Source organism: Dyadobacter sp., from assembly GCF_051859145.1.
Lineage (GTDB): Bacteria > Bacteroidota > Bacteroidia > Cytophagales > Spirosomataceae > Dyadobacter.
The window spans coordinates 1-21,628 of record NZ_JBHYGF010000523.1 but is presented as its reverse complement, the minus strand read 5'-3'; the positions used below and the strand labels follow the sequence as shown (position 1 = coordinate 21,628).

The 21,628-nt window shown below is 45.5% G+C and carries 19 protein-coding genes and 1 pseudogene; 5 read left to right on the top strand and 15 right to left on the bottom strand.

Going from position 1 to position 21,628, the window contains the following annotated elements:
* Together ACTIE6_RS23320 and ACTIE6_RS23315 are read right to left on the bottom strand one after the other, a co-directional pair.
* A pseudogene (locus tag ACTIE6_RS23320) lies at positions 1-412 on the bottom strand (peptidylprolyl isomerase); the annotation flags it as partial.
* Between the two features lie 108 nt (positions 413-520).
* A complete protein-coding gene (locus ACTIE6_RS23315) occupies positions 521-2,812 on the bottom strand; it encodes a peptidylprolyl isomerase (protein WP_439558917.1) in 2,292 nt (763 codons plus the stop codon).
* Between the two features lie 325 nt (positions 2,813-3,137).
* Here ACTIE6_RS23315 and ACTIE6_RS23310 point away from each other — a divergent pair, with 325 nt between their 5' ends.
* Complete coding sequence (locus ACTIE6_RS23310; RefSeq protein WP_439558916.1) at positions 3,138-3,647, top strand: hypothetical protein; 510 nt, start codon at positions 3,138-3,140, stop codon at positions 3,645-3,647.
* Between the two features lie 2 nt (positions 3,648-3,649).
* Here the strand turns inward: ACTIE6_RS23310 and gloA2 are convergent, their stop codons facing one another.
* The 5 genes from gloA2 to ACTIE6_RS23285 form a co-directional block, all read right to left on the bottom strand.
* The gene (gene gloA2, locus ACTIE6_RS23305) at positions 3,650-4,039 is read right to left on the bottom strand and encodes an SMU1112c/YaeR family gloxylase I-like metalloprotein (protein WP_439558915.1); all 390 of its coding nucleotides are present in this window, start codon (positions 4,037-4,039) and stop codon (positions 3,650-3,652) included.
* 36 nt (positions 4,040-4,075) lie between these two features.
* Complete coding sequence (locus tag ACTIE6_RS23300; RefSeq protein ID WP_439558914.1) at positions 4,076-5,266, bottom strand: acyltransferase family protein; 1,191 nt, start codon at positions 5,264-5,266, stop codon at positions 4,076-4,078.
* A gap of 83 nt (positions 5,267-5,349) precedes the next feature.
* Entirely contained in the window at positions 5,350-7,068 is a 1,719-nt protein-coding gene (locus ACTIE6_RS23295; RefSeq protein ID WP_439558913.1) for a GMC oxidoreductase, read from the bottom strand.
* Positions 7,069-7,131: 63 nt separating this feature from the next.
* Positions 7,132-7,755, bottom strand: a complete 624-nt coding sequence (locus tag ACTIE6_RS23290; RefSeq protein WP_056285073.1) for a gluconate 2-dehydrogenase subunit 3 family protein — start codon at positions 7,753-7,755, stop codon at positions 7,132-7,134.
* Positions 7,756-7,988: 233 nt separating this feature from the next.
* Positions 7,989-9,044 (bottom strand): LuxE/PaaK family acyltransferase, encoded by a 1,056-nt coding sequence (locus tag ACTIE6_RS23285; protein WP_439558912.1) that lies wholly within the window; start codon positions 9,042-9,044, stop codon positions 7,989-7,991.
* A 49-nt stretch (positions 9,045-9,093) separates the two neighbouring features.
* Between ACTIE6_RS23285 and ACTIE6_RS23280 the strand changes: the two genes are divergently transcribed.
* Complete coding sequence (locus ACTIE6_RS23280) at positions 9,094-9,651, top strand: hypothetical protein (protein WP_439558911.1); 558 nt, start codon at positions 9,094-9,096, stop codon at positions 9,649-9,651.
* A gap of 34 nt (positions 9,652-9,685) precedes the next feature.
* On the opposite strand, the gene ACTIE6_RS23275 is transcribed toward ACTIE6_RS23280, so the two are convergent.
* A complete protein-coding gene (locus tag ACTIE6_RS23275) occupies positions 9,686-10,969 on the bottom strand; it encodes a sensor histidine kinase (RefSeq protein WP_439558910.1) in 1,284 nt (427 codons plus the stop codon).
* A 270-nt stretch (positions 10,970-11,239) separates the two neighbouring features.
* Between ACTIE6_RS23275 and hemA the strand changes: the two genes are divergently transcribed.
* Entirely contained in the window at positions 11,240-12,499 is a 1,260-nt protein-coding gene (gene hemA / locus ACTIE6_RS23270; protein WP_439558920.1) for a glutamyl-tRNA reductase, read from the top strand.
* A gap of 288 nt (positions 12,500-12,787) precedes the next feature.
* Here the strand turns inward: hemA and ACTIE6_RS23265 are convergent, their stop codons facing one another.
* The 6 genes from ACTIE6_RS23265 to ACTIE6_RS23240 form a co-directional block, all read right to left on the bottom strand.
* Positions 12,788-14,116, bottom strand: a complete 1,329-nt coding sequence (locus ACTIE6_RS23265) for a DEAD/DEAH box helicase (protein WP_439558919.1) — start codon at positions 14,114-14,116, stop codon at positions 12,788-12,790.
* 286 nt (positions 14,117-14,402) lie between these two features.
* The gene (locus ACTIE6_RS23260) at positions 14,403-15,044 is read right to left on the bottom strand and encodes a porin family protein (protein ID WP_439558909.1); all 642 of its coding nucleotides are present in this window, start codon (positions 15,042-15,044) and stop codon (positions 14,403-14,405) included.
* A 237-nt stretch (positions 15,045-15,281) separates the two neighbouring features.
* Positions 15,282-16,205: a hypothetical protein gene (locus ACTIE6_RS23255; RefSeq protein ID WP_439558908.1), complete on the bottom strand. Its 924-nt coding sequence runs from the start codon at positions 16,203-16,205 to the stop codon at positions 15,282-15,284.
* Between the two features lie 8 nt (positions 16,206-16,213).
* Positions 16,214-16,783: a phosphoribosylglycinamide formyltransferase gene (purN, locus tag ACTIE6_RS23250; protein ID WP_439558907.1), complete on the bottom strand. Its 570-nt coding sequence runs from the start codon at positions 16,781-16,783 to the stop codon at positions 16,214-16,216.
* 122 nt (positions 16,784-16,905) lie between these two features.
* Complete coding sequence (locus ACTIE6_RS23245) at positions 16,906-17,601, bottom strand: TapB family protein (protein ID WP_439558906.1); 696 nt, start codon at positions 17,599-17,601, stop codon at positions 16,906-16,908.
* A 100-nt stretch (positions 17,602-17,701) separates the two neighbouring features.
* Positions 17,702-18,583: a geranylgeranylglycerol-phosphate geranylgeranyltransferase gene (locus tag ACTIE6_RS23240; protein ID WP_439558918.1), complete on the bottom strand. Its 882-nt coding sequence runs from the start codon at positions 18,581-18,583 to the stop codon at positions 17,702-17,704.
* A 178-nt stretch (positions 18,584-18,761) separates the two neighbouring features.
* On the opposite strand from ACTIE6_RS23240, the gene bshA reads away from it, so the two are divergent.
* Both bshA and ACTIE6_RS23230 read left to right on the top strand, forming a co-directional pair.
* Positions 18,762-19,901: an N-acetyl-alpha-D-glucosaminyl L-malate synthase BshA gene (bshA, locus tag ACTIE6_RS23235; RefSeq protein ID WP_439558905.1), complete on the top strand. Its 1,140-nt coding sequence runs from the start codon at positions 18,762-18,764 to the stop codon at positions 19,899-19,901.
* Positions 19,902-20,038: 137 nt separating this feature from the next.
* Positions 20,039-20,293: a DUF4834 family protein gene (locus ACTIE6_RS23230; protein WP_439558904.1), complete on the top strand. Its 255-nt coding sequence runs from the start codon at positions 20,039-20,041 to the stop codon at positions 20,291-20,293.
* 75 nt (positions 20,294-20,368) lie between these two features.
* On the opposite strand, the gene ACTIE6_RS23225 is transcribed toward ACTIE6_RS23230, so the two are convergent.
* On the bottom strand, positions 20,369-21,628 hold a 1,260-nt coding region (locus ACTIE6_RS23225), incomplete at its 5' end, for a T9SS type A sorting domain-containing protein (protein ID WP_439558903.1).

Genomic DNA, 21,628 nt, shown 5'->3' with positions numbered 1-21,628 from the left:
AAATTGTACGCTGCATTTTCTCAACTACCTTTTGTTCCTTCACCTGCTGGCGAAGTTCGTTTTTAAGGTTGTCAATGCTTTTTCCATAAGCTTCAACGATATTTTTTTCCGAACCGAAACGCTGGATCATATAACCCATTTTCGCATCCAGCTCACCGTCTACTTCTTTATCGTCAACCAAAACAGAGTCAATTTCGGCTTTGGCAAGAAGCATTTTGTTGATAATCAATGATTCGAGCAGCTGGCATTTTTCCGGGGCGGTGCGGCCTTCGGCTTTGTACTGGGTGTACATATCTTCCAGCTCTGAATTGAGAATGTAGTGATTGTCCACTCTCGCAATTATTTTATCGAGGCTCACTCCCTGCTGACCTTGTCCATTGCTTTTTAAACTAACAAACAGCGCGAGAACCATGAGCAGCTGAGTGGCAATCAATCTATTTATTTTCATATGCTTACTTGTTCCTGTCGGATACGTGCGGGTTTTTTAATGTAATATGTTTTTGTAAATGCTAAAATACGCTTAACGCTTAATTTTATCTAATTCTTCTGCATTGACTTTCACCGGAAACTCCTGCTGAAGTCTTGAAACCCATTGCTTTTCCAGCTCTTTCTGGTAATCATTGATCACACTTCCGCGCGCTTCTGCAAATGTTTTAGGCCTCGCCGGTTCAATTTTCCGGATGTTGATCCAGGTAACTGCATTTGTCTCCTGCCTCGTTTGCTCTCCTGGTTCCCATTTGAACTTGCTTAAAAGCTTGTTGTCACGGGCAAAATATCCTTCGTCGATGGTAACGATAGCCTGAGTGTCAGAATTATATACTTTTTCAACATCTTTCACCGACTGGCTGTAAAACTGAAAAGCAACCCTGCGGTTCCGATCTGCTTCGGCAGCCTGCCTGAAAGACCCATAGTCTTTTTCTATGATACGCAGAATGGGGATGTTTTGTGAATTCAGATATTTAATAACATTCCTGATGCGGGCGGCAGATGTCATCTCCGATTCTTCCGAAGAGCGATAGCCCGCGATTTCAACTACATAATCCGGGTTTTTTTGCATGATAATCGCCAGATCTTCTAATGCAGCTGTTTCCTGTTTGTCTATTACAGAAGAGCCGGCCTGGAAAAGGATCTCGGCTGATTTTCTTTCGAGTTTGTACGGAGTTACAGCCAGCGTCCTGCGGATCGCATTCACAGTTTGTGTGTCTTTGGCTGAAATGATAGTTGCCAATGCGCGGTCAGGGTAGTTATAGCGGGATTTATTTTGTTCGTAAAACCGCACTTGTCCAGCCGAGTCCGAAAGCGACCGCTGCCATACATTTTCTTCCATCATCTGCGAAAGCAGCACACCTTCCCTGATCTCGTTCATCAAACTTCTGAACTCGGGATTTGTCTCTTCCAAATGCGCCTTCTCGTATTCGGTCAGGCACTCAGAGAGGTAATCGGTATAATATTTTCTGAAAACCACACTCACAGATGCGTCTTTGGCTTTACGCACCTGGCGTTTTTTAATATAATCCAGAAAAGAAAGCGCGTCGTAGGACTGTTGTTCAATTTTAAACAAAGTGGTCGTCGACCAATCCTTGCTCACTGCCCTGAGGTAGTCCCATTTACCTGTAAGAATACTGCTGTCCTGCAAAGTGGAGACTTCTTTCCATTGCTCCGGAAATTCCTGAATCGCATATTTCTCCCTCAAACGTTTCGCATTTGCAGCTTCAATCACCTTTGCGCGCGAATCGGTAACCACTTTTTTACGCAGCGAAGGCGCCATTACTGCAAACGTTTCAATCGGTCTCTTCTCGATTAATCTGATAATGTGCCAGCCGTACATAGTTTGTACCGGCTTTGAATAATCGTTTGGTTTGCTCAGCGCAAATGCAGCTTCTTCGATCTCAGGTACCATTTCGCCGATCCCAAACATCGGCAGCAACCCATTGTTTTTTCTGGATTGTTTATCGTCCGAATAACTTTCCACTACATCCTGCCACTGTTCACCATCCTGCAAAAGCTTATAAGCTTCTTCAATGCGCGTTTTAGCCGACTGCTTTTGCGCCGCGCTGGCTGTGGTATCTGCCTGCGTCATGATATGCGCGATACGGATCATACCTCTGTTCGCGCGTTTGTCAGTAAGCTTAATCAGGTGGTAACCTGCTTTGGTGCGCACAGGCTGGGATACGCGGCCCACTGAAAGGTTGTAGGCAGCAGTTTCAATCGGGTAAATTGTCTGGAATGCCGTAAAGTATCCCAAATCTCCCTTGTTTTTCTTTGCCGAAGGGTCTTTAGAAAATCTGGCGGCCATATCCCCGAAGTCTGTACCTTCTTCCAGGCGGCCTCTCAATGCAATGGCGGCGCGGTAAGCTTCCAGCGTATCAGCGGGAGCGGCATCTTCTGAAACGCCAATCAAAATATGGGAAGCGCGCAGCTCCTGTTTCAAACGTGTATAAGCTTCGTTAGTCAGCTTTTCCACCAGTTCTTTGTCAACCAAATGGTTCTTTGCAAGTTGGTCACGGTAGGATGCAATTTCTTCTTTATAGTCCTGGATTGTATCGCGGCCTTCTTTCTTGGCTTCCAGCACCTTGATTTTGGCATCCGTATAAACGGCCAGGTATTCTTTGGGACTTAGCTCTTTGGTCGAGTCGGAAGCGTACAGGTTCTTGTTGTATGCATCCTGGTAATCGGCAAGTGAAAACTGTTCTTCTCCTATTCTCAGTAGCGGTTGCTCCTGAACTGTTGTTTGTTGCCGAGGGGTGGAGGTTTTACAGGAAAGTATTGTAAAAAGGGACGTTATGGTAATATAGGAAGTTGCTCTAAGCATATGTATTCGATTCGTAAGCTCGCGGATGTTGCTGCTTTATTTAACCTGATTCGTATTCAAATATTGTAAAGCCGGCAAAGTTAGACGCTTTCAGTTCTTGACAAAATTATCACCGCAACCGATGTGATTTGTTCCATTTGATTTCCACAGCCAACTTTTTGTATTATGGCAAATTCACCCCAGGTTACTTCCTTCACAAGTGTACCTGAATTATTAAAAAAGTTTATTTAACGTGCATTTTGCACTTACGCTGGAATTGTTGTTTGTATAACTGCATAAACCCATTTGCAAACGTTTTCAGGCATACATTTTGTGCAATTCGGGCATGGTCAAATTACAGGGCGCTATGGAGAATGTTGGGGATAATAACTTCGTTCCGATTATCAGGGCATTATGGAATGAACAGAAGAACAGAGAGCTACTTTACCTGGAAGCTTTGAAAAAAGACAGCATGGGAAATTTCCGTAAGTTGCTGAGCCAGGGTCACGTAAGTGCTGTACTCTTTCAGAAGGAAATCCGGGCCATTTATGATTATTTCAAATGTTTTCTGACAGACAAAGAACTTGGCGATACGAATCAGATCGCTTCTCTGGCGTCGCTGCAATCACTGGAAAATGCAAAAGCGCCTTGCGAAGTAGCGAGCTGTTTAAAAAAGATTGAATCTGCTACATTGCAGTTGTACAAGTCGCTCCGCTCACACCTGGATCGTGATACAGAAGCTGTGCAGGTGCTGGACGAGCACCTGAGCAGGATTTCCGAGTTTTATGAAGTTTTGTGTAAACTGGAAGTAAGTGGTACCAGCAGAAAACCGGTATCTTATATAGCAGCTGCCTAATTTCAGGCTTCATACAGTTCTATGGGCAAATCGTCCGGATCTGCAAAGAATGTAAACTTCCTGCCGGTAAATTCATCCGTCCTTACCGGCTCAGGAAAAATCCCTTTCGCATTCAATTCTCCTATTGCCGCTTCCACATCAGCTACTTCAAATGCGATATGCCTTAACCCCGTTGCTTCCGGTCGGGATGGGCGTTTGGGAGGATCCGGAAATGAAAAAAGCTCAATGCAGTACAAGCCATTCAAAGAAAGGTCAAGCTTGTAGGATTGCCGCTCCGCCCGCAGCACTTCGCGATCTATTTTAAATCCCAGAATTTCCGTATAAAATTTCTTTGACCGCTCATAGTCCGAGCAGATAATCGCGATATGGTGTATTCCCTGTAATTGAAGCATAATGATAGGTTAGTATGAATGCAAATATTGCAAACATTAAATCTTAATGAACAGCTTCTTCTTGTACATCCAGTATAAAATCCACCACTCAAAAAACAGGATTACAGTGCCACTTACCAGCGATCTCAATCCTTCGCCAAAAATCAGATCGTAATGCGGACTGAGGTGGATCCTGAAAGACTGGTCAATAAAACTGTCTATGGTATGTGCGAGAATGTAAGCTGCAATGGAATTTGTGCCGATTACGAGTAAAAACAGGAACTTGGAACTGTTGGCTTTCACATCTACTATATAATAGAATGCAGCCAGCAGCAGAAAGCACCAGCCCCCGCTGAATAAAGTCCACGCGGGTGTCCAGATCCTTTTTACAATGGGGTTAATGCCGGCAAAGTTCAGGATCAATGCAAATACAAACAGGATGCTGGCAGCAATAATGCAGCGCTTGATGAACCAGGTTGCCGATACTGCCGATTTCAGCCACTTTCCTGCTACCAATCCCAGTATCATCGTTCCTAGTGTTGGTATAAAGCTCAGCGTGCTATATCCGCCTCCATTGTACCGGAATGTCTTTTCACGTGGGAAAAGGTTCATAAACCAGCGGTCGAAATTCCAGGCAAAATTGGTGTTCTTGTTCCAGTGCGCAGCGAAGCCTCTCAGGTTGTGTTCCCAGTCTGCTGTCGTACCTGTTTCAGCCCAGTCGAAACCAGGTCCGGGTAAAGGATATAATGCAAAGGCGAGAAAGTATAAAAACAGGATCGCACCCAGCGCAGTCCATTGAATGCGTTCGGTAGTGAACGCAAGTGCAAAAAGGAAAGGATAGCCAAGCCCGATCTGCGTAAGTGTATCTTCAAAAGTGAAATTGGTCTGCCCGGCGTGCATGGAACGCAGAAATATTCCCAAAAGAATCAGGATCAGCGAGCGGCGAATGGTATGGTACCACATAAGTGAAGTGCTCTGCTCCCTGCTTGCGCGGCTCGCGATAGAGTAGGGTAGTGCCACACCCACCAGGAATGAAAAAGAAGGTTGGATCAAATCGTGCAATGAACAGCCCACCCAGGGAACGTGGCTCTGATGGAATGCGAGGAATGACCAGAAGCCACTGTCGGGGAATGCTTCCGAGATCTGTTCCAGCCGGAGCACTTCGGCCATCATCAGGAACATCACAAAGCCACGGTAGGCGTCAACAGACGAAACCCGCTGTACTGGTGCAATTGCAGAATCTTTCAAGGGATCAGAAATTAGGGTTGGTATATAAAGAAAAAACCCCGCTGGATTTACCTGGCGGGGTTTTCGCAACAAGAAATTACTTATTATACATTCATTTTCTTCAACTCCTTCACTGCATGATCGGCAGCTCTCGCGGTCATAGCCATATAAGTAAGCGACGGATTCACGCAAGATGCTGATGTCATAAATGCGCCGTCGGTAACATACACATTTTCTGCACCCCAGATCTGATTATGCTTGTTGAGTACCGAAGTTTTCGGATCGTTACCCATTCTGGCAGTACCCATTTCGTGAATACCGATTCCAGGGTGTTTCGACTCGTCATTATAAGGAACAACGTTTTTCAAGCCAGCTGCTTCCAGCATTTCGGCTGCGTCGTTCATCATATCCTTGCGCATTTTGGATTCGTTTTCTCCGTATGCTGCATCGAATACCACGACAGGAAGTCCCCATTTATCCTTTTTGGTCGGGTGTAATGTAAACCTGTTTTTCTCGTTCGGGATCATTTCACCAAATCCGCCCAGGTTCATACTCCACGCGCCCGGCTCCGACAATTGCTTTTTAAAGTCAGCTCCGAATCCGTCGGTATTTACCCCACGTCCCCAGCTTTCACGGCTTGCGCCTCCCTGGTAGCCAAAACCTCTGATGTAGTCGCGTTTGTCGTCACCCCAGTTCCGGTAACGTGGAATGTAAATCCCGTTTGCACGGCGACCAAAGTAATATTTGTCTTCAAAACCCGGCATATCGCCGCGCGCTCCAACAGCAAGGTGGTGATCCATGATATTCCGGCCAAGCTGGTCGCTTTCATTCCCAAGGCCATTCGGGAAACGCTTGGATTTGGAGTTCATCAAAATGGATGCAGAAGCAATTGCAGATGCATTCAGGAAGATGATTTTGGCGAAGTATTCTTTTGTTTCGAGCGTGTTCTGATCGATTACTCTCACGCCTGTTACTTTGCCCGCCTTGTCGTCAAAGATCACTTCTGAAACGATGGAATCTGGTACCAGTGTCAGGTTACCTGTTTTTTGTGCAGCAGGTAAAGTGGCCGATTGTGTACTGAAATAGGCTCCGTAAGGACAGCCGCGCATACACATATTCCGAAACTGGCAGGCAGCCCGACCGAGTTCTGTGTGGAGACTCTGAGGCTGCGTGAGGTGTGCGGCGCGGCCCATAATAATGTGACGCCCTGCAAATTTCTTCTCCACTTCGCCTTTTACGTGTTTCTCCACGCAGTTCATTTGCATTGGTGGCAGGAAGTTACCATCAGGCAATACATCCAGTCCATCACGCGAACCGCTGATACCCGCAAATTTCTCCACGTAATCGTACCAGGGCGCTATATCTGAATAGCGGATCGGCCAGTCGACCGATATTCCGTCTTTTGCATTTGCCTCAAAGTCCATCGGATTGAGGCGGTAGCTCTGGCGTCCCCACAACAGGGAGCGGCCTCCAACGTGGTAGGCACGGATCCAGTCGAATTTACGTGTTTCTTCGTAAGGGTTCTCACTGTCATTTTCAAACAGGTACCGGTGCTCTTCATTGGCTGTGTAGCCTGTCCGCATTCCGGCCCAGTATTCTTCTTTTGCCACGGTAGTTACCCTGCCGCGGTGTTCCAGTTCCCACGGAGCAAGCGTAGCCGTTTTATAATCAGTAATATGCTTGATATCCCGGCCTCTTTCCAGCATCAAAACCTTCAATCCTTTTTCTGTCAGTTCCTTTGCTGCCCATCCGCCGCTTATTCCCGAGCCTACCACAATCGCATCGTATGTGGCCTGCTTTGTTGCTTTTAAGTTTAGATTCATAGTGAATATGTCAATAACAATTTTGAAAAAGGCACACGTGCCTGTATCCGATTTCCTTCGGGATTACATCGCCCAGTTCTTCTGTCCCGGTTTCAGGTCAATGCAGCCGTCGTATCTTCCCGGTACTGCCACATATTCCAGCGCCATTGTTGCGCCTGGCTCAGATGTGAAGTAACCCAGCAGGGTAAGTTCTTTCATCAGCCGGAAAAACGGTACACCTGCGTCACTATACTCCTTGCCTGCTTCCGTGTATTTTTTCTTTTCTTCCGGAGTTCTTTCGTCCGCTTTCTTGTCGGCAGCTGCGAGCTCTTCTTTTGCCGACTTCTCCATTTCGGTGAGAATTGCCGTTTGCTCCTGCGGTGAAGCTTTCATAAAGTCTTTCTTTTCCAATTGTTCAAGACCTTTGTTGAAACTTTCCTGATCATTTGCAGCGTAGCAATCTTTCAGCATTTTTTCGATGAATTCGCCCACTTTCGCATCCTTCGCACCGGGAGTATCGGTTTTTGGAATGATTATTTCAGCTACCTCAGACACAAGTGCCTGCCTTTCGGGAGAAAACGGGAACGTAAGTGCAGAAGAAGTTTCGTTGGCCGATTTACATCCTTCTAGAAAAGCGATCAGGGTAGGGGCCGAAAGGGTTCCACCCATCAGCAGCGCCACCCGGCCAAGGGCATCACGTCTATTCATTTGATTTACTTAAATGTGAGTTAACAATCCAAAATGTAATAATACATTCGATTAGTGCAATTTTAAACAATTCGACTAATTTAAGGAATATTCTAAAATCAAGCTTGTTAGAACAATTCTATATTGTAGAACAGGCTGGTAGAATACTGATTTACACTGTTTTTAGCGCGATTAAAAAACAATTAAACTTCCTGGTGAAGAGCCGGAGTGGTCAAATGCGTGATAAAAACGGTTTACAGTACCATTAAATTGCAGCCCCGGATATCAGAATTGTCAAATCTTCCCATAACATTAAACCTGCCCGCGGACTCTTCAAACCGGCCTAAATCCTGCGTTTCAATGAACGAGCAGGTATCCAGGTTGGCAAGGTCAATCACATTGATCCCGCCTGTCTTGGAACTACCGACGTTGTGATCATAAATGGCAAAGGGATCATTGATATCCCGGAGCAGAATGCGCATGGTGCGACCAGGTACAAAGGATCCTTCGCCGCTGGAATATCCCTGGGATAGCAGTTCGGTCATTCCATATTCAGAATGAATGCTGTCGACGCCAAACCCGCGTTTAAGTACATCATGCACTTCTTCCCTCAGCATTTCACGTCGGCGCCCTTTCATTCCACCGGTATCCATCACAGTTACTTTACCGCTTTTTCCGATAAATTGAAGGTTGCTACTGCTCTCCGCAAGATCCAGCAGGGCAAACGTTACACCGAGCAGGAGAATGCGTTTTTTATCCTGGTTATCGATCAGGTTATGAACTACTTGCAGCAATTCCGCTGTATTGTTCAGGTAAAATCCCGAATAAGGTGAGCCGCTTTTTTCAATAAAATGTTGCATCATATACACGAGCGAAGAGTTGTTTCGTTCAAGATATGATGGTAGCAGGGCAAGAATATGGAACTGGTTCAGGTCTCCATAATTTTCCTGAAAAATCTGTTCTGAAATAGCTTTATAGAGCTGCTCGTCGTACAAATCGTGGCGACTTGTTTCCTGCCCGGTGGTACCGCTGCTGCGGAATGTAATATTCGCTTCGGATACCAACCCTGTGCGGATAATGTGTGTCTTAAAAAACTGAATGGGCAGGAACGGAATCTGAGTCAGCTTACTTACCTCCTCAATACGCGTGTTAAGAAGCGTGACATACTCGCTGTAAACAGGATTGTGAAGTGCCTGGTAACGGAATACCTGCAACGCAACCTGCTCAAAATCTGAGGGTTTTAAATGCAGTACCTGCTGCCTCAAACCCAGTCTGATTTCGGTAACCGTTTTATTGTTTTGAATTTCCAATACTGTTACTTTCGTAGGATACAAGTACAAAGTTAAAAATTGAAGTAATATGAAACTGAAAGTTTCCCTGTTCCTCTTTCTTGCTGTTTGGTCTGCCGGCTGCGTGGACATCCCAGATTTTGGCGATACTCCGGTTATCTATTTCAATGGGATCACCCAGGACATTCAGATTGACACCGTGTCAGGTCGCGAACAGAAAACAGAAGTTGTTACAGTTACCCTCGACTTTGAAGACGGAGACGGCGATTTAGGTGCATCTTCGGACGATGTACAAAAGCCTGAATTTACGTCGGCTTACGAGAAGGTGCCTGGCTGGGGAGTACCTGCCAACTATGAACTTGTTACTATGGTTCAGAACAAAGACAGCAGCTGGTCGGAGCGCATTATGGAGGGAGATAGTTTCAAATTTTTTCCGCTCCTGAAACCAGACGGAAAGCCGGGACCTATTAAAGGCAAGCTGGACCTCAAAATCCCATTCCGTTACCTTGGAAGCGCAGTACCGACGAAAGTGCGGTTTAAAGTAAGGATCATTGATCGCGCTTTTCACATCAGCAACCAGCTGGAAATTAAGCCGGAAGATGCAGTTACCGTGCCGGTTTACCTCTAAGACTTTAAGAAACGATACATTTAAAAACGCCAGCTCATTCGATGATGCTGGCGTTTAATGTGATACGGAATGTAGTTCCTTTCCCTATTTCCGAGTTTTTGACGAAAAGCTTGCCGGAGTGATAATTTTCGATGATCCGTTTGGCAAGTGTCAGTCCCAATCCCCAGCCACGCTTTTTGGTACTGAAACCGGGATTGAAGATTTTGTTCATATTCGCTTTGCTCATCCCTTTGCCCGTATCGGCGATATCAATCCAGATCTCATTGTTGTTGGGCGGAGCCTGTAAGCTCACGTTGATTTCTCCTATCCCGCTCATCGCGTCCACTGCATTCTTGCAGATATTCTCTACCACCCATTCAAACAGGTTCTTGTTCAAAAGCGCCGTTTGTTCTGCGGCAAGCTGATTGTCGACGCTGAATTTCACTTTTGAAGAAACCCTTTTTTCCAGATAGTTGATGAAATTGGATACAATCTCAGCAATCGGCTCGTCTTTTAATGTCGGGACAGATCCGATGTTTGAAAAGCGTGTGGTGATCATTTCCAGCCGGATCACATCCTTTTCAATTTCTTCCGCAATGGAAGGGTCAATCGACGGATCGCTGCGGAAATACTCTACCCACGCCATCAGCGAAGAGAGCGGGGTGCCGAGCTGGTGTGCCGTTTCTTTGGCCAATCCGACCCAAACCCGATTTTGCTCCGCCTTCCGCGCGGAACTGAATGCGAGATAAGCCAGGTAGCCGATCAGCAGCATCACTGAAAGTTGCAGGAAAGGATAATACCTGAGCTGGGTCAGCAAAAATGAATTACTATAATAAATGTAGCCGGTGCGTCCTTTTCCCAGTTCAACGGGAATGGGAGGATGTTCCAGTTTCATCACGCTCAGTTTGTCCTGAATAATCCTTTCCCGCTCCTGCAAGCTCATGTTTTTGGGAAAATCGATATTCATGGTACGATCCGGCGAAGTCAGGTTATTTTCGTCTAGGTAAATAGCCGGTATCTGATAAAAATTAACCGCATCCTGGATAACCTGGTAAACCACATTGAAATTTTCGTCCAGCGGACTATTCACGACATATCTCAATGCTTCTGCGTAAAGCTGCACTTCACGTTCCTCGCGCTGTTCGAGTTCTTCCACCAGCTTATCGGTGTAAAACAGCGAACTGATACTTAAAACCAGCAAAATGACGCCGATCAGGTATTTATATGTGCTTTTCTGATCGTACGTATCCATCAGCGACCGCCTCAGGCGCTGACTGTTCAATATTGCTGCGGGATGCAGCCGGAAACGGGGTTTTCGCTTGGAAGTTGGACTGATCATTCAGTATCGGGCACGCGCAGGCGGATATTTATGTTGTGGTGTACAAATAACGCAAAATATTTAAGCTTAGTGGATTTGCTGACCGCATTGTTGCGTCTCTGTGTCAGTTATAAAGCTGATATTAATCATGTTTTTTACTGCCAAAGCAGGGTAACTAGCATAGGATTTCAGACATTTATTTAAATGCTTTCTAAATAAACTGTCGGTCACCCTTTCGTTTTTCAATTGAAGTTTTGCACCGTACTTTTGTGTATTGAATTAGACAAAGTGATGTATAATCAGTTCAAATTAATAAGTTTATCACATCGGAACGCTCCTCTCGCAATTAGAGAACAGCTGGCATTGAATGAGGCGGAAGCGAAGAGCGTTATGCTTCGTCTAAAAGATTTCTTCGATGTTACCGACGTCCTGGCTGTCTCCACCTGTAACCGAACCGAAATTTATTATTCTTCCCAAACCGATCTGAATGAGGATATTATCAAGCTCCTCCTGATCGAAAAAGGAATTACCGATACCGAAATATTTAAATCGTACTTCGAAAGTTTTGCTGACGGTGAACAAGCTGTTCAGCATTTATTTCAGGTAGCGACTGGTCTGCAATCACAGGTAGTAGGGGATATGCAAATCCCGAACCAGATCAAACATGCATATCAATGGTCTGCCGACCTGAATATGGCGGGGCCGTTTTTACACAGATTACTTCACACGATTTTCTTTGCAAACAAACGCGTAGCGCAGGAGACTTTTTTCCGCGATGGCGCTGCTTCTGTTTCTTACGCAGCCGTAGAAATGCTGGAAGGTCTGATGCCAAATCCGAAGATATTGATCGTGGGATTAGGCGAAATCGGAACGGACGTTTGCAGGAACCTGGCGCAGAATAAGGATGCAGATATTACATTGATTAACCGTACCCGAAGCAAAGCTGATGCATTGGGCGGCGAGCTTGGTTTCCGGGTTGCCGATTTTTCTGATATTGAATCAGAAATTTCGAGAGCAGATATCATCGTTTCTTCGATTGCCCGCAACGAACCGTTTTTTACAAAAGAAATGATGGTTCGTTTACGTGGAATGTCATTTAAATATTTCATTGATCTTTCAGTTCCAAGAAGCGTTTCTCCGGAAGTAGAAGAGATACCGGGCGTAATGCTTTATACTATTGATTCAATCCGCTCCAAAGCAGATGAAGCTTTGCACCGCAGATTGTCAGCTGTGCCGCATGTTCGCGAGATCATCGACGAGGCAGTGATAGAATTTAATGACTGGTCACGTGAGATGGTAGTTTCGCCCACTATTCAAAAGCTGAAAGGTGCGCTGGAACAGATCAGGAAAGAAGAGCTGACGCGTTTTACAAAAAATCTGAGCGACTCAGAACTGGAAAAAGTAGAAAGGATTACATCCAGTATGATGCAAAAGATCCTTAAACTGCCGGTACTGCAACTGAAAGCTGCATGTAAAAGAGGCGAAGCCGAAACGCTGATCGACGTGCTGAATGATCTCTTTAATCTCGAAAAAGTTAAGTCGGATCATTGATCCTCTTACACCAAGAAATAGAGCTCCCGGATTTCGATTCGGGAGCTTTTTTATTATCAGCCAAAAATAAAGAGAGGGTGACATGGTCACCCTCTCTATGTATTACCTTACCCTCCACAATAATTAATTGTATCCTTTGATCTGCTGTTTTGAACAGCCTTGTCAGCAATTTTGAATGAACCAACAGAACTTTAAACCACATTCAAAACCTCGCTTCCATCGATTCATAACTATTTACGACACGGATTACTCTTTAGATCATTGAGGAGAAAAAAAATTTAAACTTTTTTATTTCTTTCCTGACCGCTTGATCGGGCGACCATATTTCTGCATTTTCTCTTTCGCATGGTCCCGCCGAATGTTCACCTTTTTATTCTTTGCCAACTTCTCGTGAAACGCCGCCCCTGCATTCTCATTTCTTGTGTTTTTCACAAGAATATCCTTCATGAAGATCTTCGGCTCTTCGTCGGGAGTCAGTATCTCTGAAATTTTCAGCTTCTCCGGCAACGGCAGCATAGGGATCTTGAATTCCATCAACTCCTCGATCTCTTCCTGAAATGGTTTTTCCCTTTCTGTGATGAATGAAATGGCAACCCCTTTTTTATCTGCCCGTCCCGTTCTTCCAATCCGGTGAATGTAATTCTCCGGCGATTCGGGAATGTCGAAATTGAAAACGTGTGATACTTCGGCCACATCAATCCCACGTGCCACAATATCTGTTGCAATCAGGATGCGGTAAGTGCCGTCGTGAAACTGACGCATTGTATTGAAACGGTGATTTTGCTCCTTATTCGAGTGAATAACCCCAATTTTATTCAGGTACCCCAGTTCCAATTGTCCGTAGAGCTGATCGGCGAGCTTTTTTGTCGCTACGAAAATCAACACTTTGCTCATTTCTTCGTGCTCGTCTAGCAGTAAGTCAAGCAGGTTTACTTTCGTGTAAAAGTTGGGGACTTCATAAGCTTGCTGTTCAATATTGTCCAGCGGAGTACCAGCCGGAGCTGCTTCCACGCGTACGGGATTATTGAAATAAGCTTCCATCAACTGCTCCACTTCCTGCGAGAGAGTCGCAGAGAAAAGCAGGTTCTGTCTTCTTTGCGGCAGGAGATCGAGGATATTTTTAAGCTGTGTGCGAAAGCCGAGGTTCAGCATTTCGTCTACTTCATCAATAACCACCTTTTTGATGTTTTTTGTCTTAAGAGAGCCGTTTAATGCAAGATCAAACAGGCGCCCGGGGGTAGCTACCACCACATCTGCGCCATTGTGCAGTTCCGCCATTTGCACCTTTATATTCCCGCCTCCATATACGCCCACTACTTCAAGCGTGAGGTAAGCACTTAATTTTTTCACTTCTTCCACAACCTGCACGACCAACTCCCTGGTTGGTACTAAAATCAGCAATTGTGGTAATCTGTCTTTGGAATATTCGATCTGGCGAAGTGTTGGTAACAGATAGGCGACTGTTTTTCCTGTTCCTGTCTGCGCAATGCCGCACACATCTTTCCCCGACATCATTACCGGAAATACCTTATGCTGAATAGTTGTAGGAGTAGTATAGCCTGCATCAGCAACTGCCTTTAATAGCGGCTTGGTGAGGTTTAAATCTTCAAAAGTCATCATGCAATTCAAATTGAAGTGTAAAGTTACGCCTTAATCTGTGATGACAAACGACAACAGCAAAGCCGGTTGCAGTACTTCGGTGGGCGAGAGCTGGTAAAAAAATAAAGGGCAAACTCAGCTGAGTTGCCCTTCTTTCTATCTTTAATAGTGTGTTATCTGTTTTTTGATAGTGTGTTATTTATCAAGTTAGTGTGCTCTCTCAATTTTTGATAGTGTGCTTGTTATTTCCTGATAGTGTGTTTTCGTCAAGTAATAGTGTGCCTTCTATCGAAAATTAGTGTGCTTACCGGGTTCTGAGGCGACCTGTGTTCTTGTCGTAAGTTCCCAGCGGGAAGCTCAGGCCGGTGTTGATACCCCAGTTATTGTTCTTGATATTTGAATTGTCCAGTCTGGTAATATCCAGCAGGCCAAATCCGTAGCGTGCGTCAAAGTTCAACCAGATCTTTTGTGCCAATCTGATATTAAGTCCCGCGCCAACTGTACCACCCAGGTCAAAGACGCTGAAATTACGGTTGTTGGAATCGCCATTGACATTGTTTCCGTTTTTGTCACGGGCAGAAGTCATAAAATTGAGGGTAGGGCCCAGGAAAATCTTCGGCCTTACCACGTCACCATATTTTCCGAAGAAGAATGTAGCTAGCAATGGAGCCTGAATGTAGTTAAGGTTGAGCTCGTTACGCTTGCTGTCAGTCTGAGCACCCAGTTGAGTAAAAAGAAGCTGTCCGCTGAATCCGAATCCTGTTTCAGAACTGTAGTTGTAAAAACCACCAATCGTCAGTCCGGGCTTCCAGTTTGTGTTTGAAATGTCTCCGCGGAGATTGGCAATGGAAACTCCTGCCATTGGTCCGATAGAAACGTTCTCCTGAGCTTGTGCCTGTTGGCTACATACAAATGCAACCAGTAACAGAATAATACAATTTTTCATGTGAATGTGTTTTGAAAAGCAATATAGCTGTATTCTGAAAAATGTGTACCAGGAGGCTGAAAGCGATCTTTAAGTAGCTGAATAGCTACAAAGTCTACCAAAAGATGGTATTTGTATAATTATATTAGGAAAAATGGCGTGAAGAGCGGGGAAATTCATCTACACGTGTATACGTTTTCTTCAACGTGGCCGACGTTGGTATTTGGTAGTGTCTGCTGACCTTTGCATTGGTGCAGATCAGAGATTCAATTCCTGATAGGATATCATCAATATAGCTATCACAGCCAGAACCAGCCCCCATTTGTTTAATGAATTGAGCCTTTCCCTGTAAATCAGCCAGGCTGCCGCCGAGGATACCAGCATACTGAGAATGTTGTAGATCGGGAAAACGAAGGCAGCACTGTTACCGAACGAAGCCAATGCAAGCAGAAGAAAATAGAGCGACAGGAAGTTGGGTACACCCAGGATCAAGCCACCCACAACGCTGCGCAGGTGTAGCCGCTGTTTGTAAGCCACTGACCGGTAAATAAGAATGGAAGTGCCAATTAGTATTGCGCCTGTACAGGCTATGATCATGAAAACGGTAGTTTGCCCGGGCACGTAATAGCGTACAGATAAATAGTTAATAAGCGTGTTATTAGTGCCCGAAGCCAGGAAAGTAAGCACCGGCAACACCCACAGTCCGGCGGAAACACCAGAAGTACTTGTCGCTGCTATACCCGATTTTTCCTTTACACTGGTTCTCTGAATGGCGCCCAGGGCTAGTGCGGCAAGTGCAACCAGCAATCCGCCATAGTTGATAGCAGTAAATTCCTTGTTGTTGTTTTTAAATACAAAAAGACCAAAAAGCACCGGAATGACCAGCGACATATTCCCTGCCAGAGAAGCAGCGGTAACACTCACCTTCTGCGCAGTTAACCCGATGAGCATAAATGCAGTTACAAACAAGGTTCCCAATGCGAGCGTAAGCATTGTTCCCTGGGAGGTCCATTCAACCTGTCCGAAAACCGCGAGGTCGGGCGTGAGCAGCAGGCCGGTGAGTACACAGGAGTAGTAATTGAACACCACTGCATGAAAAGAATCCACCTGATATTTCGGAAATGCGCGCATGATCAGGTAAAGCGCGACAGTGAAAACTACCGCCAGTATGAAGTAGAACATTCCTGATGTTATTGTTTTGCAAGCAGTTCGTCGATTACTCTCGCGTAATGTTCATATTCAAGCGCATGCACTTTGGCCGCCACATCATCTGCGGTATCGGTCGGCTCCACTTCGCATGTGGCCTGAAAGATAATGTTGCCCTCGTCGTAATGTTCATTTACATAATGAATGGTAATGCCCGATTCCCGCTCGCCTGCATTCACAACAGCCTCGTGCACAAACTGGCCGTACATTCCTTTGCCCCCATATTTGGGGAGTAGCGCGGGGTGAATATTGATGATTTTATCAGGAAATGCATTGACCAGAGCAGGAGGTACCAGCATCATAAATCCGGCAAGTACCACAAGGTCAATGCGCTCGTTTGCAAGTATCTGAGGGATTTTTCCGGTCTGGTAAAAAGTTTTTTTGTCAAAGAAAACAACAGGTATCTGTAAGCTGCACGCCCGTTTGATTACCCCGGCCATTGGATTGTTGGTAAAGATCAGGGAAACTTCTACATCTGCCCTTTCGGAAAAGTACTCACTGATCTTCTCTGCGTTTGTTCCTGAGCCGGAGGCAAAAATGGCTATTCTTTTCATTGGGTTAGGTTAATGGTGGATATCGATGAGTTTGGAAAGCAGGATTGCCGGGACAAAACTAAAAAAGAACGGCTAACGAAAGTTCCGAAAGCCGTTCTTTACAAAGAGCAGTTGTAAAAAAGTCAGTATATTTTAGTCAATTCGCTGTATCCCATTAACTTTCCTTTCCTGTAAGTTTCCGTTTTCAGGTCCCAGACCACGCTTGGTGTCCGATAAGAGATCGTTTGCATATCTACTTTGATCGGAAAGCCCATAACCATTTGCACATTCATATCTGCATTGATCTTGTAAGCGTCAAAGGTACCTGCCGGCACGGTTAATTTTTCCTGCCCCACAACCGTCCTGTTTTTGATCGCCATGTTAAAGGTTACCGGCATTGCGGTGGATTTCCCTTCGCCTTTAACTGAGGCATCTTTCCATTTGTCCCCCACATTGTATTTGGAAGGATATTCAATGTTGTCGTAAGTAAACTTCATATCCATTCCCTGAAAAGATTTCATCTGCTCCTGGCTCACCAACGCACTTGCGTCCATTACCATGACATTGCCGTCGCATTTCATTTCATAGGTGTTTTTCAATTGCGATTGTCCTTTGTTGTTGAAAGATTCCATATCGATATTAAAAACAGTGAATGCGCCGTCTTTGCTCACTTTCGCAACTTTGTAAATGATCTTGCCGACCGATTTGCCTTTCGCATCGAAGTTGTCCATTTCAAATCCTGAACCTTCTTTTAAGGTAAACCCGGCACAGTCCTGCGCTGATGCTGGCAGGAGAAATGTGGCAATAAAGCAGCATGCAAGTAATAAGTACTTTTTCATAGTTTTCGGTTATAAAGATTTGATTAACAACGAATACCTAAATATACTCCGAAGCAGGCTGCCTGGATGCAGGCACACAGAAATTTGATTAAAAGGGACACTATGCCCAGATCATCGTGAGTAAGCCAAGCAGCATAATGATCTTGCATAAGCTGCTGATTTCTTTGAAATCCTTTCGGGTATCGGCGCGTGAGAGCTTGAATGCGAGATAGAGAATGGGCAGTAGCAATAATATAAACAGCAGAACAAGCAGGCTGTTGTTCAGTACCCTTGCCATTGCAAAAAGGGTAAATACAAAAAGGATCAGTACCACATACAGAAAGTTCCTGGTGCGCGGAATGCCCCAGATGATCGGTAGCGTGCGGCAACCGTGTGCCTCGTCTCCCTTTATATCTTCCATATCCTTGGCTACTTCCCTCACGAGCGAAATGAAGAATGAAAAAACGGAGTAGATCAGCACCAGGTGCCGGTTGGCAGGGAAATGTACCGTCAGGATCAGCAGTGACATCGCTGTCAACAGGGAAACAATGAAGTTACCTATAAATGGCGCCCGCTTGAACCGCTCTGAATAAAACCATAGGAGCGTAATGGAAAACACATTAATCAGGAAAATGTACGGACTCACCGCTAATCCGAGTACCGCGCCGAGCACATTCAGTATCTGGTGCGCACCGATTGCCCACCGTCTTTTGAGGTACCGACCCACCACCACGCGCTCGGGTTTGTTGACGATATCTATTTTAATGTCGAAATAATCATTGATAATATAACCCGCAGCGGCAATGCAAACTGTCGAGAGAGACAGCAGGAAAAGGTCCGGATCGGCGATAATAGACTTCCATTCACTTCTCGGGCCGATCAGCAGAATCCTTGTAAGGTACTGGGTAAGCGCAACGATAACCAGATTAGTGGAGCGAACCAGCCGCGCACTTCCTGCGATGTAATCCCGTAATCTGATTTTGGACCTGACCGACACATTAATGCAGGTTAACGCTGAAAAGAAGGTTTAGGCGATAAAATTATCATTTTAAAGCATTAACGACAATTCTTAACATCTTTATCCATTTGTGGGATAAAATTCCGGGATTTGTTGTTAGCTCAAATGAAAACCTGCCTGGCAATAAATTGGGCCGGGAGGAAATAACTTTTCTACGAACATTATGAAAATCGGTATCGTGTGCTATCCAACCTTCGGAGGAAGTGGTGTGGTAGCTACCGAACTAGGTAAAGCACTGGCGAAAGCTGGTCACCAGGTTCATTTTATTACTTATTCTCAACCACAAAGACTCGATTTCTTTAATGAAAACCTCTATTATCACGAAGTAAATATACCTGCCTACCCGTTGTTCCAGTACCCGCCTTACGAGTCGGCGCTTTCGAGTGAAATGGTACACGTGGTGCAGAATGCCGGCCTTGACCTGCTGCACGTACATTACGCAATCCCGCACGCATCATCCGCTTACCTCGCCAAACAGATACTTGCCCAGCAGGGGATCCACATTCCCGTGATTACAACTTTGCACGGAACCGATATTACATTGGTAGGTAAAGATGAATCTTACGAGCCCGTAGTTACATTCAGCATCAACCAGTCCGACGGTATCACAGCGGTTTCAGAATCTTTGAAACGCGATACGTACAGTCATTTTAATATCACCAAAGACATTGAAGTAATTCCAAACTTCATCGATCTCGACCGTTTTAACAGACAAAAGAAAGATCATTTCAAACTGGCAATTTGTCCCAATAACGAAAAGCTGATCGTCCATACATCCAATTTCAGGAAAGTGAAGCGGATTGACGATGTGATTATGATTTTTGAAAAATTGCGGAAACTGCTTCCAAGCAAACTTTTGCTCGTAGGCGACGGTCCCGATCGTGCGCGCATTGAGCGCCTCTGTAAAGACCTGGATATGCTGTCGGATATTCGTTTTCTGGGTAAGCTGGATGCAATTGAAGAGGTACTGTCCGTGGCAGATCTGTTTTTAATGCCTTCCGAATCTGAAAGTTTCGGTCTGGCTGCACTTGAAGCGCTGGCATGTGAGGTACCTTTGATCACTTCCAATGCAGGTGGCCTGCCGGAACTAAACCTGCATGGTGTAACCGGATTTTTGAGCAATGTGGGCGATGTAGATGATATGGTCAAACACGCAGCCTACATTCTGAACGATGATAACCTGCCGACATTCAAAACCAATGCACTTGCCCGCGCGAAAGAATTTGATGTGGCCAAGATTTTGCCGCATTACGAATCGTACTATGAAAGGGTAGTGGAAAACAGCAAGGCAGTGGCAATTTAGGATTGGGAAAAAGAAACCCGTTTATACCAGTTGCTGACCTTTCCACAGGCGTAGAGCCGCATTCATTAGGATTTTCCCTATATTAGTGTGCTATTTTACTTAGGTTTGCGTTATACAAAGAAGAAAACTTTCGAAAAATGAAACTGGTATTTAATATAATTCTCATATTCCTGCTGCTACTGGCATTTGTTCCTTTTTTTAGAAATTTCATCTTCCATTTACTCGTGGGAAGGAAGTTGGTGAAAGAGCAGGAGAAAATTTTCCGGGCGCAACAAAGGCAACAGCAACAAAGAGCACAAGGTGGCGTAAGAGTAGATAATGTACCACCCGATGCCAATCAGTCTTCAAGATTTCAGGGCGGCGAGTATGTCGATTATGAAGAGGTGAAATAATCTTAGATAGCTTACAAAATAAAAAACCGGCGCTTTTCAGCGTCGGTTTTTTGTTTTTCAGAATTGCAGATCAGCTTACTGTTTTGCGATCTTGAATGTGCTTTTTCTTCCCTTCGATTCTACAACAAGCATATAAATACCGCTTCGCAGCGCAGCGATGTTGATCTCCTCTGCATCCTTCCGGGATTCAAACTGGCGCAGAATCCGCCCATTGAGATCATACAAAGTGATGTGCTTCAATGCGGCCACATGATCAAATGTCACATTAAGCCGCTCCTGTGCAGGGTTTGGAGCAACGGTAACATTAAATGTAAGTGCAGGTTCGGTTGCAGTCACCATTTCTACGCGCACTGTTCCCGGACTATCTACCGTACCAGCCCCGCAGTTGTTCGAAACCCTGAATAGACGGTAATACTGGTTGGGCGAAGCCTGGAAAAGCTCGATTACATCCGTTGGGTTAAAAGTCTGCCGCGTATTGATCAGCAAGTCTGTTCCCCATTGGTAAGTCCACGGCGCGCCGCCTTCCAGTAACACCGTGATCTTAGGATTGTTTTTACCGTCAAAAATAACCGACTCGGAAGCAAAGCGCGCTTTGGCTTTTTGACCCGCAACCATAGCATATTCATAAGCGCCGCTGGCTGTACCCGGGTCACTGGCCGCAACACGCATTCTGTATTGTCCATTTGGCAAAAGGTCGCCCGGAAGTACTGCTTTGAGCGGGTTCGTGTTGCCGATTGTCGTAATAGGCCGAAAGTTCTTTCCCGTTGTATCTGAGATTTGCACGGTCATCGTATTGCCCGAGGTAAATGTGCCCATTGTTACGTAAGAGACTGCTATAGTGTCTCCGGTACAAAATCCTGCACTGTTCTGGGAAGACCAGCTGGTTACACTTACACTTCTTGCCGAAGCCGGGTTAACTTCCACAACTGCAGATCCCGACCGGTCCCCTTCGCCGCATTCGTTTCTTACCGAGGAAATCGTGTAGGTAGTAGTTTGCCGGGGTTGTACACGGACATAGTTGATCTGACCGGGGTAGGCATAAAGGCTGCCGCGCGTTCCGTCTGATAATGTATATTCCACATAGCCGTTGCTTTTGCCCGATTTGAGCGCCAGCTGGGTGGAAGCTCCGCTGTTAATGGTCGTGTTGCCGCTGATACTTAGCTCCGCGCGGGTAGTAACATAAACATTAACAGCTGTCGTGAGCGCGTATTTGGCGACGGTACCCCTGATCTGATATCTGTTGCCGGCGAGCGTGGCAGGTATTCTGAGGTTGATTTCTCCTGTGGTGGATTTGGTAGAATCAAGCGGGAGCTCGGTGTTATTGTCAAGATCGAC

What these genes read in the sequence shown, in the direction of transcription:
- ACTIE6_RS23280 (WP_439558911.1), top strand. Translation starts at nt 9,094, where the DNA reads ATGAAACTGAAAGTTTCCCTGTTCCTCTTTCTTGCTGTTTGGTCTGCC.
- gloA2 (WP_439558915.1), bottom strand. Translation starts at nt 4,039, where the DNA reads ATGCTTCAATTACAGGGAATACACCATATCGCGATTATCTGCTCGGAC.
- ACTIE6_RS23245 (WP_439558906.1), bottom strand. Translation starts at nt 17,601, where the DNA reads ATGAAAAAGTACTTATTACTTGCATGCTGCTTTATTGCCACATTTCTC.
- ACTIE6_RS23230 (WP_439558904.1), top strand. Translation starts at nt 20,039, where the DNA reads ATGAAACTGGTATTTAATATAATTCTCATATTCCTGCTGCTACTGGCA.
- ACTIE6_RS23275 (WP_439558910.1), bottom strand. Translation starts at nt 10,969, where the DNA reads ATGATCAGTCCAACTTCCAAGCGAAAACCCCGTTTCCGGCTGCATCCC.
- hemA (WP_439558920.1), top strand. Translation starts at nt 11,240, where the DNA reads ATGTATAATCAGTTCAAATTAATAAGTTTATCACATCGGAACGCTCCT.
- ACTIE6_RS23255 (WP_439558908.1), bottom strand. Translation starts at nt 16,205, where the DNA reads ATGTTCTACTTCATACTGGCGGTAGTTTTCACTGTCGCGCTTTACCTG.
- ACTIE6_RS23310 (WP_439558916.1), top strand. Translation starts at nt 3,138, where the DNA reads ATGGTCAAATTACAGGGCGCTATGGAGAATGTTGGGGATAATAACTTC.
- ACTIE6_RS23315 (WP_439558917.1), bottom strand. Translation starts at nt 2,812, where the DNA reads ATGCTTAGAGCAACTTCCTATATTACCATAACGTCCCTTTTTACAATA.
- ACTIE6_RS23265 (WP_439558919.1), bottom strand. Translation starts at nt 14,116, where the DNA reads ATGACTTTTGAAGATTTAAACCTCACCAAGCCGCTATTAAAGGCAGTT.
- ACTIE6_RS23295 (WP_439558913.1), bottom strand. Translation starts at nt 7,068, where the DNA reads ATGAATCTAAACTTAAAAGCAACAAAGCAGGCCACATACGATGCGATT.
- purN (WP_439558907.1), bottom strand. Translation starts at nt 16,783, where the DNA reads ATGAAAAGAATAGCCATTTTTGCCTCCGGCTCAGGAACAAACGCAGAG.
- ACTIE6_RS23290 (WP_056285073.1), bottom strand. Translation starts at nt 7,755, where the DNA reads ATGAATAGACGTGATGCCCTTGGCCGGGTGGCGCTGCTGATGGGTGGA.
- bshA (WP_439558905.1), top strand. Translation starts at nt 18,762, where the DNA reads ATGAAAATCGGTATCGTGTGCTATCCAACCTTCGGAGGAAGTGGTGTG.
- ACTIE6_RS23260 (WP_439558909.1), bottom strand. Translation starts at nt 15,044, where the DNA reads ATGAAAAATTGTATTATTCTGTTACTGGTTGCATTTGTATGTAGCCAA.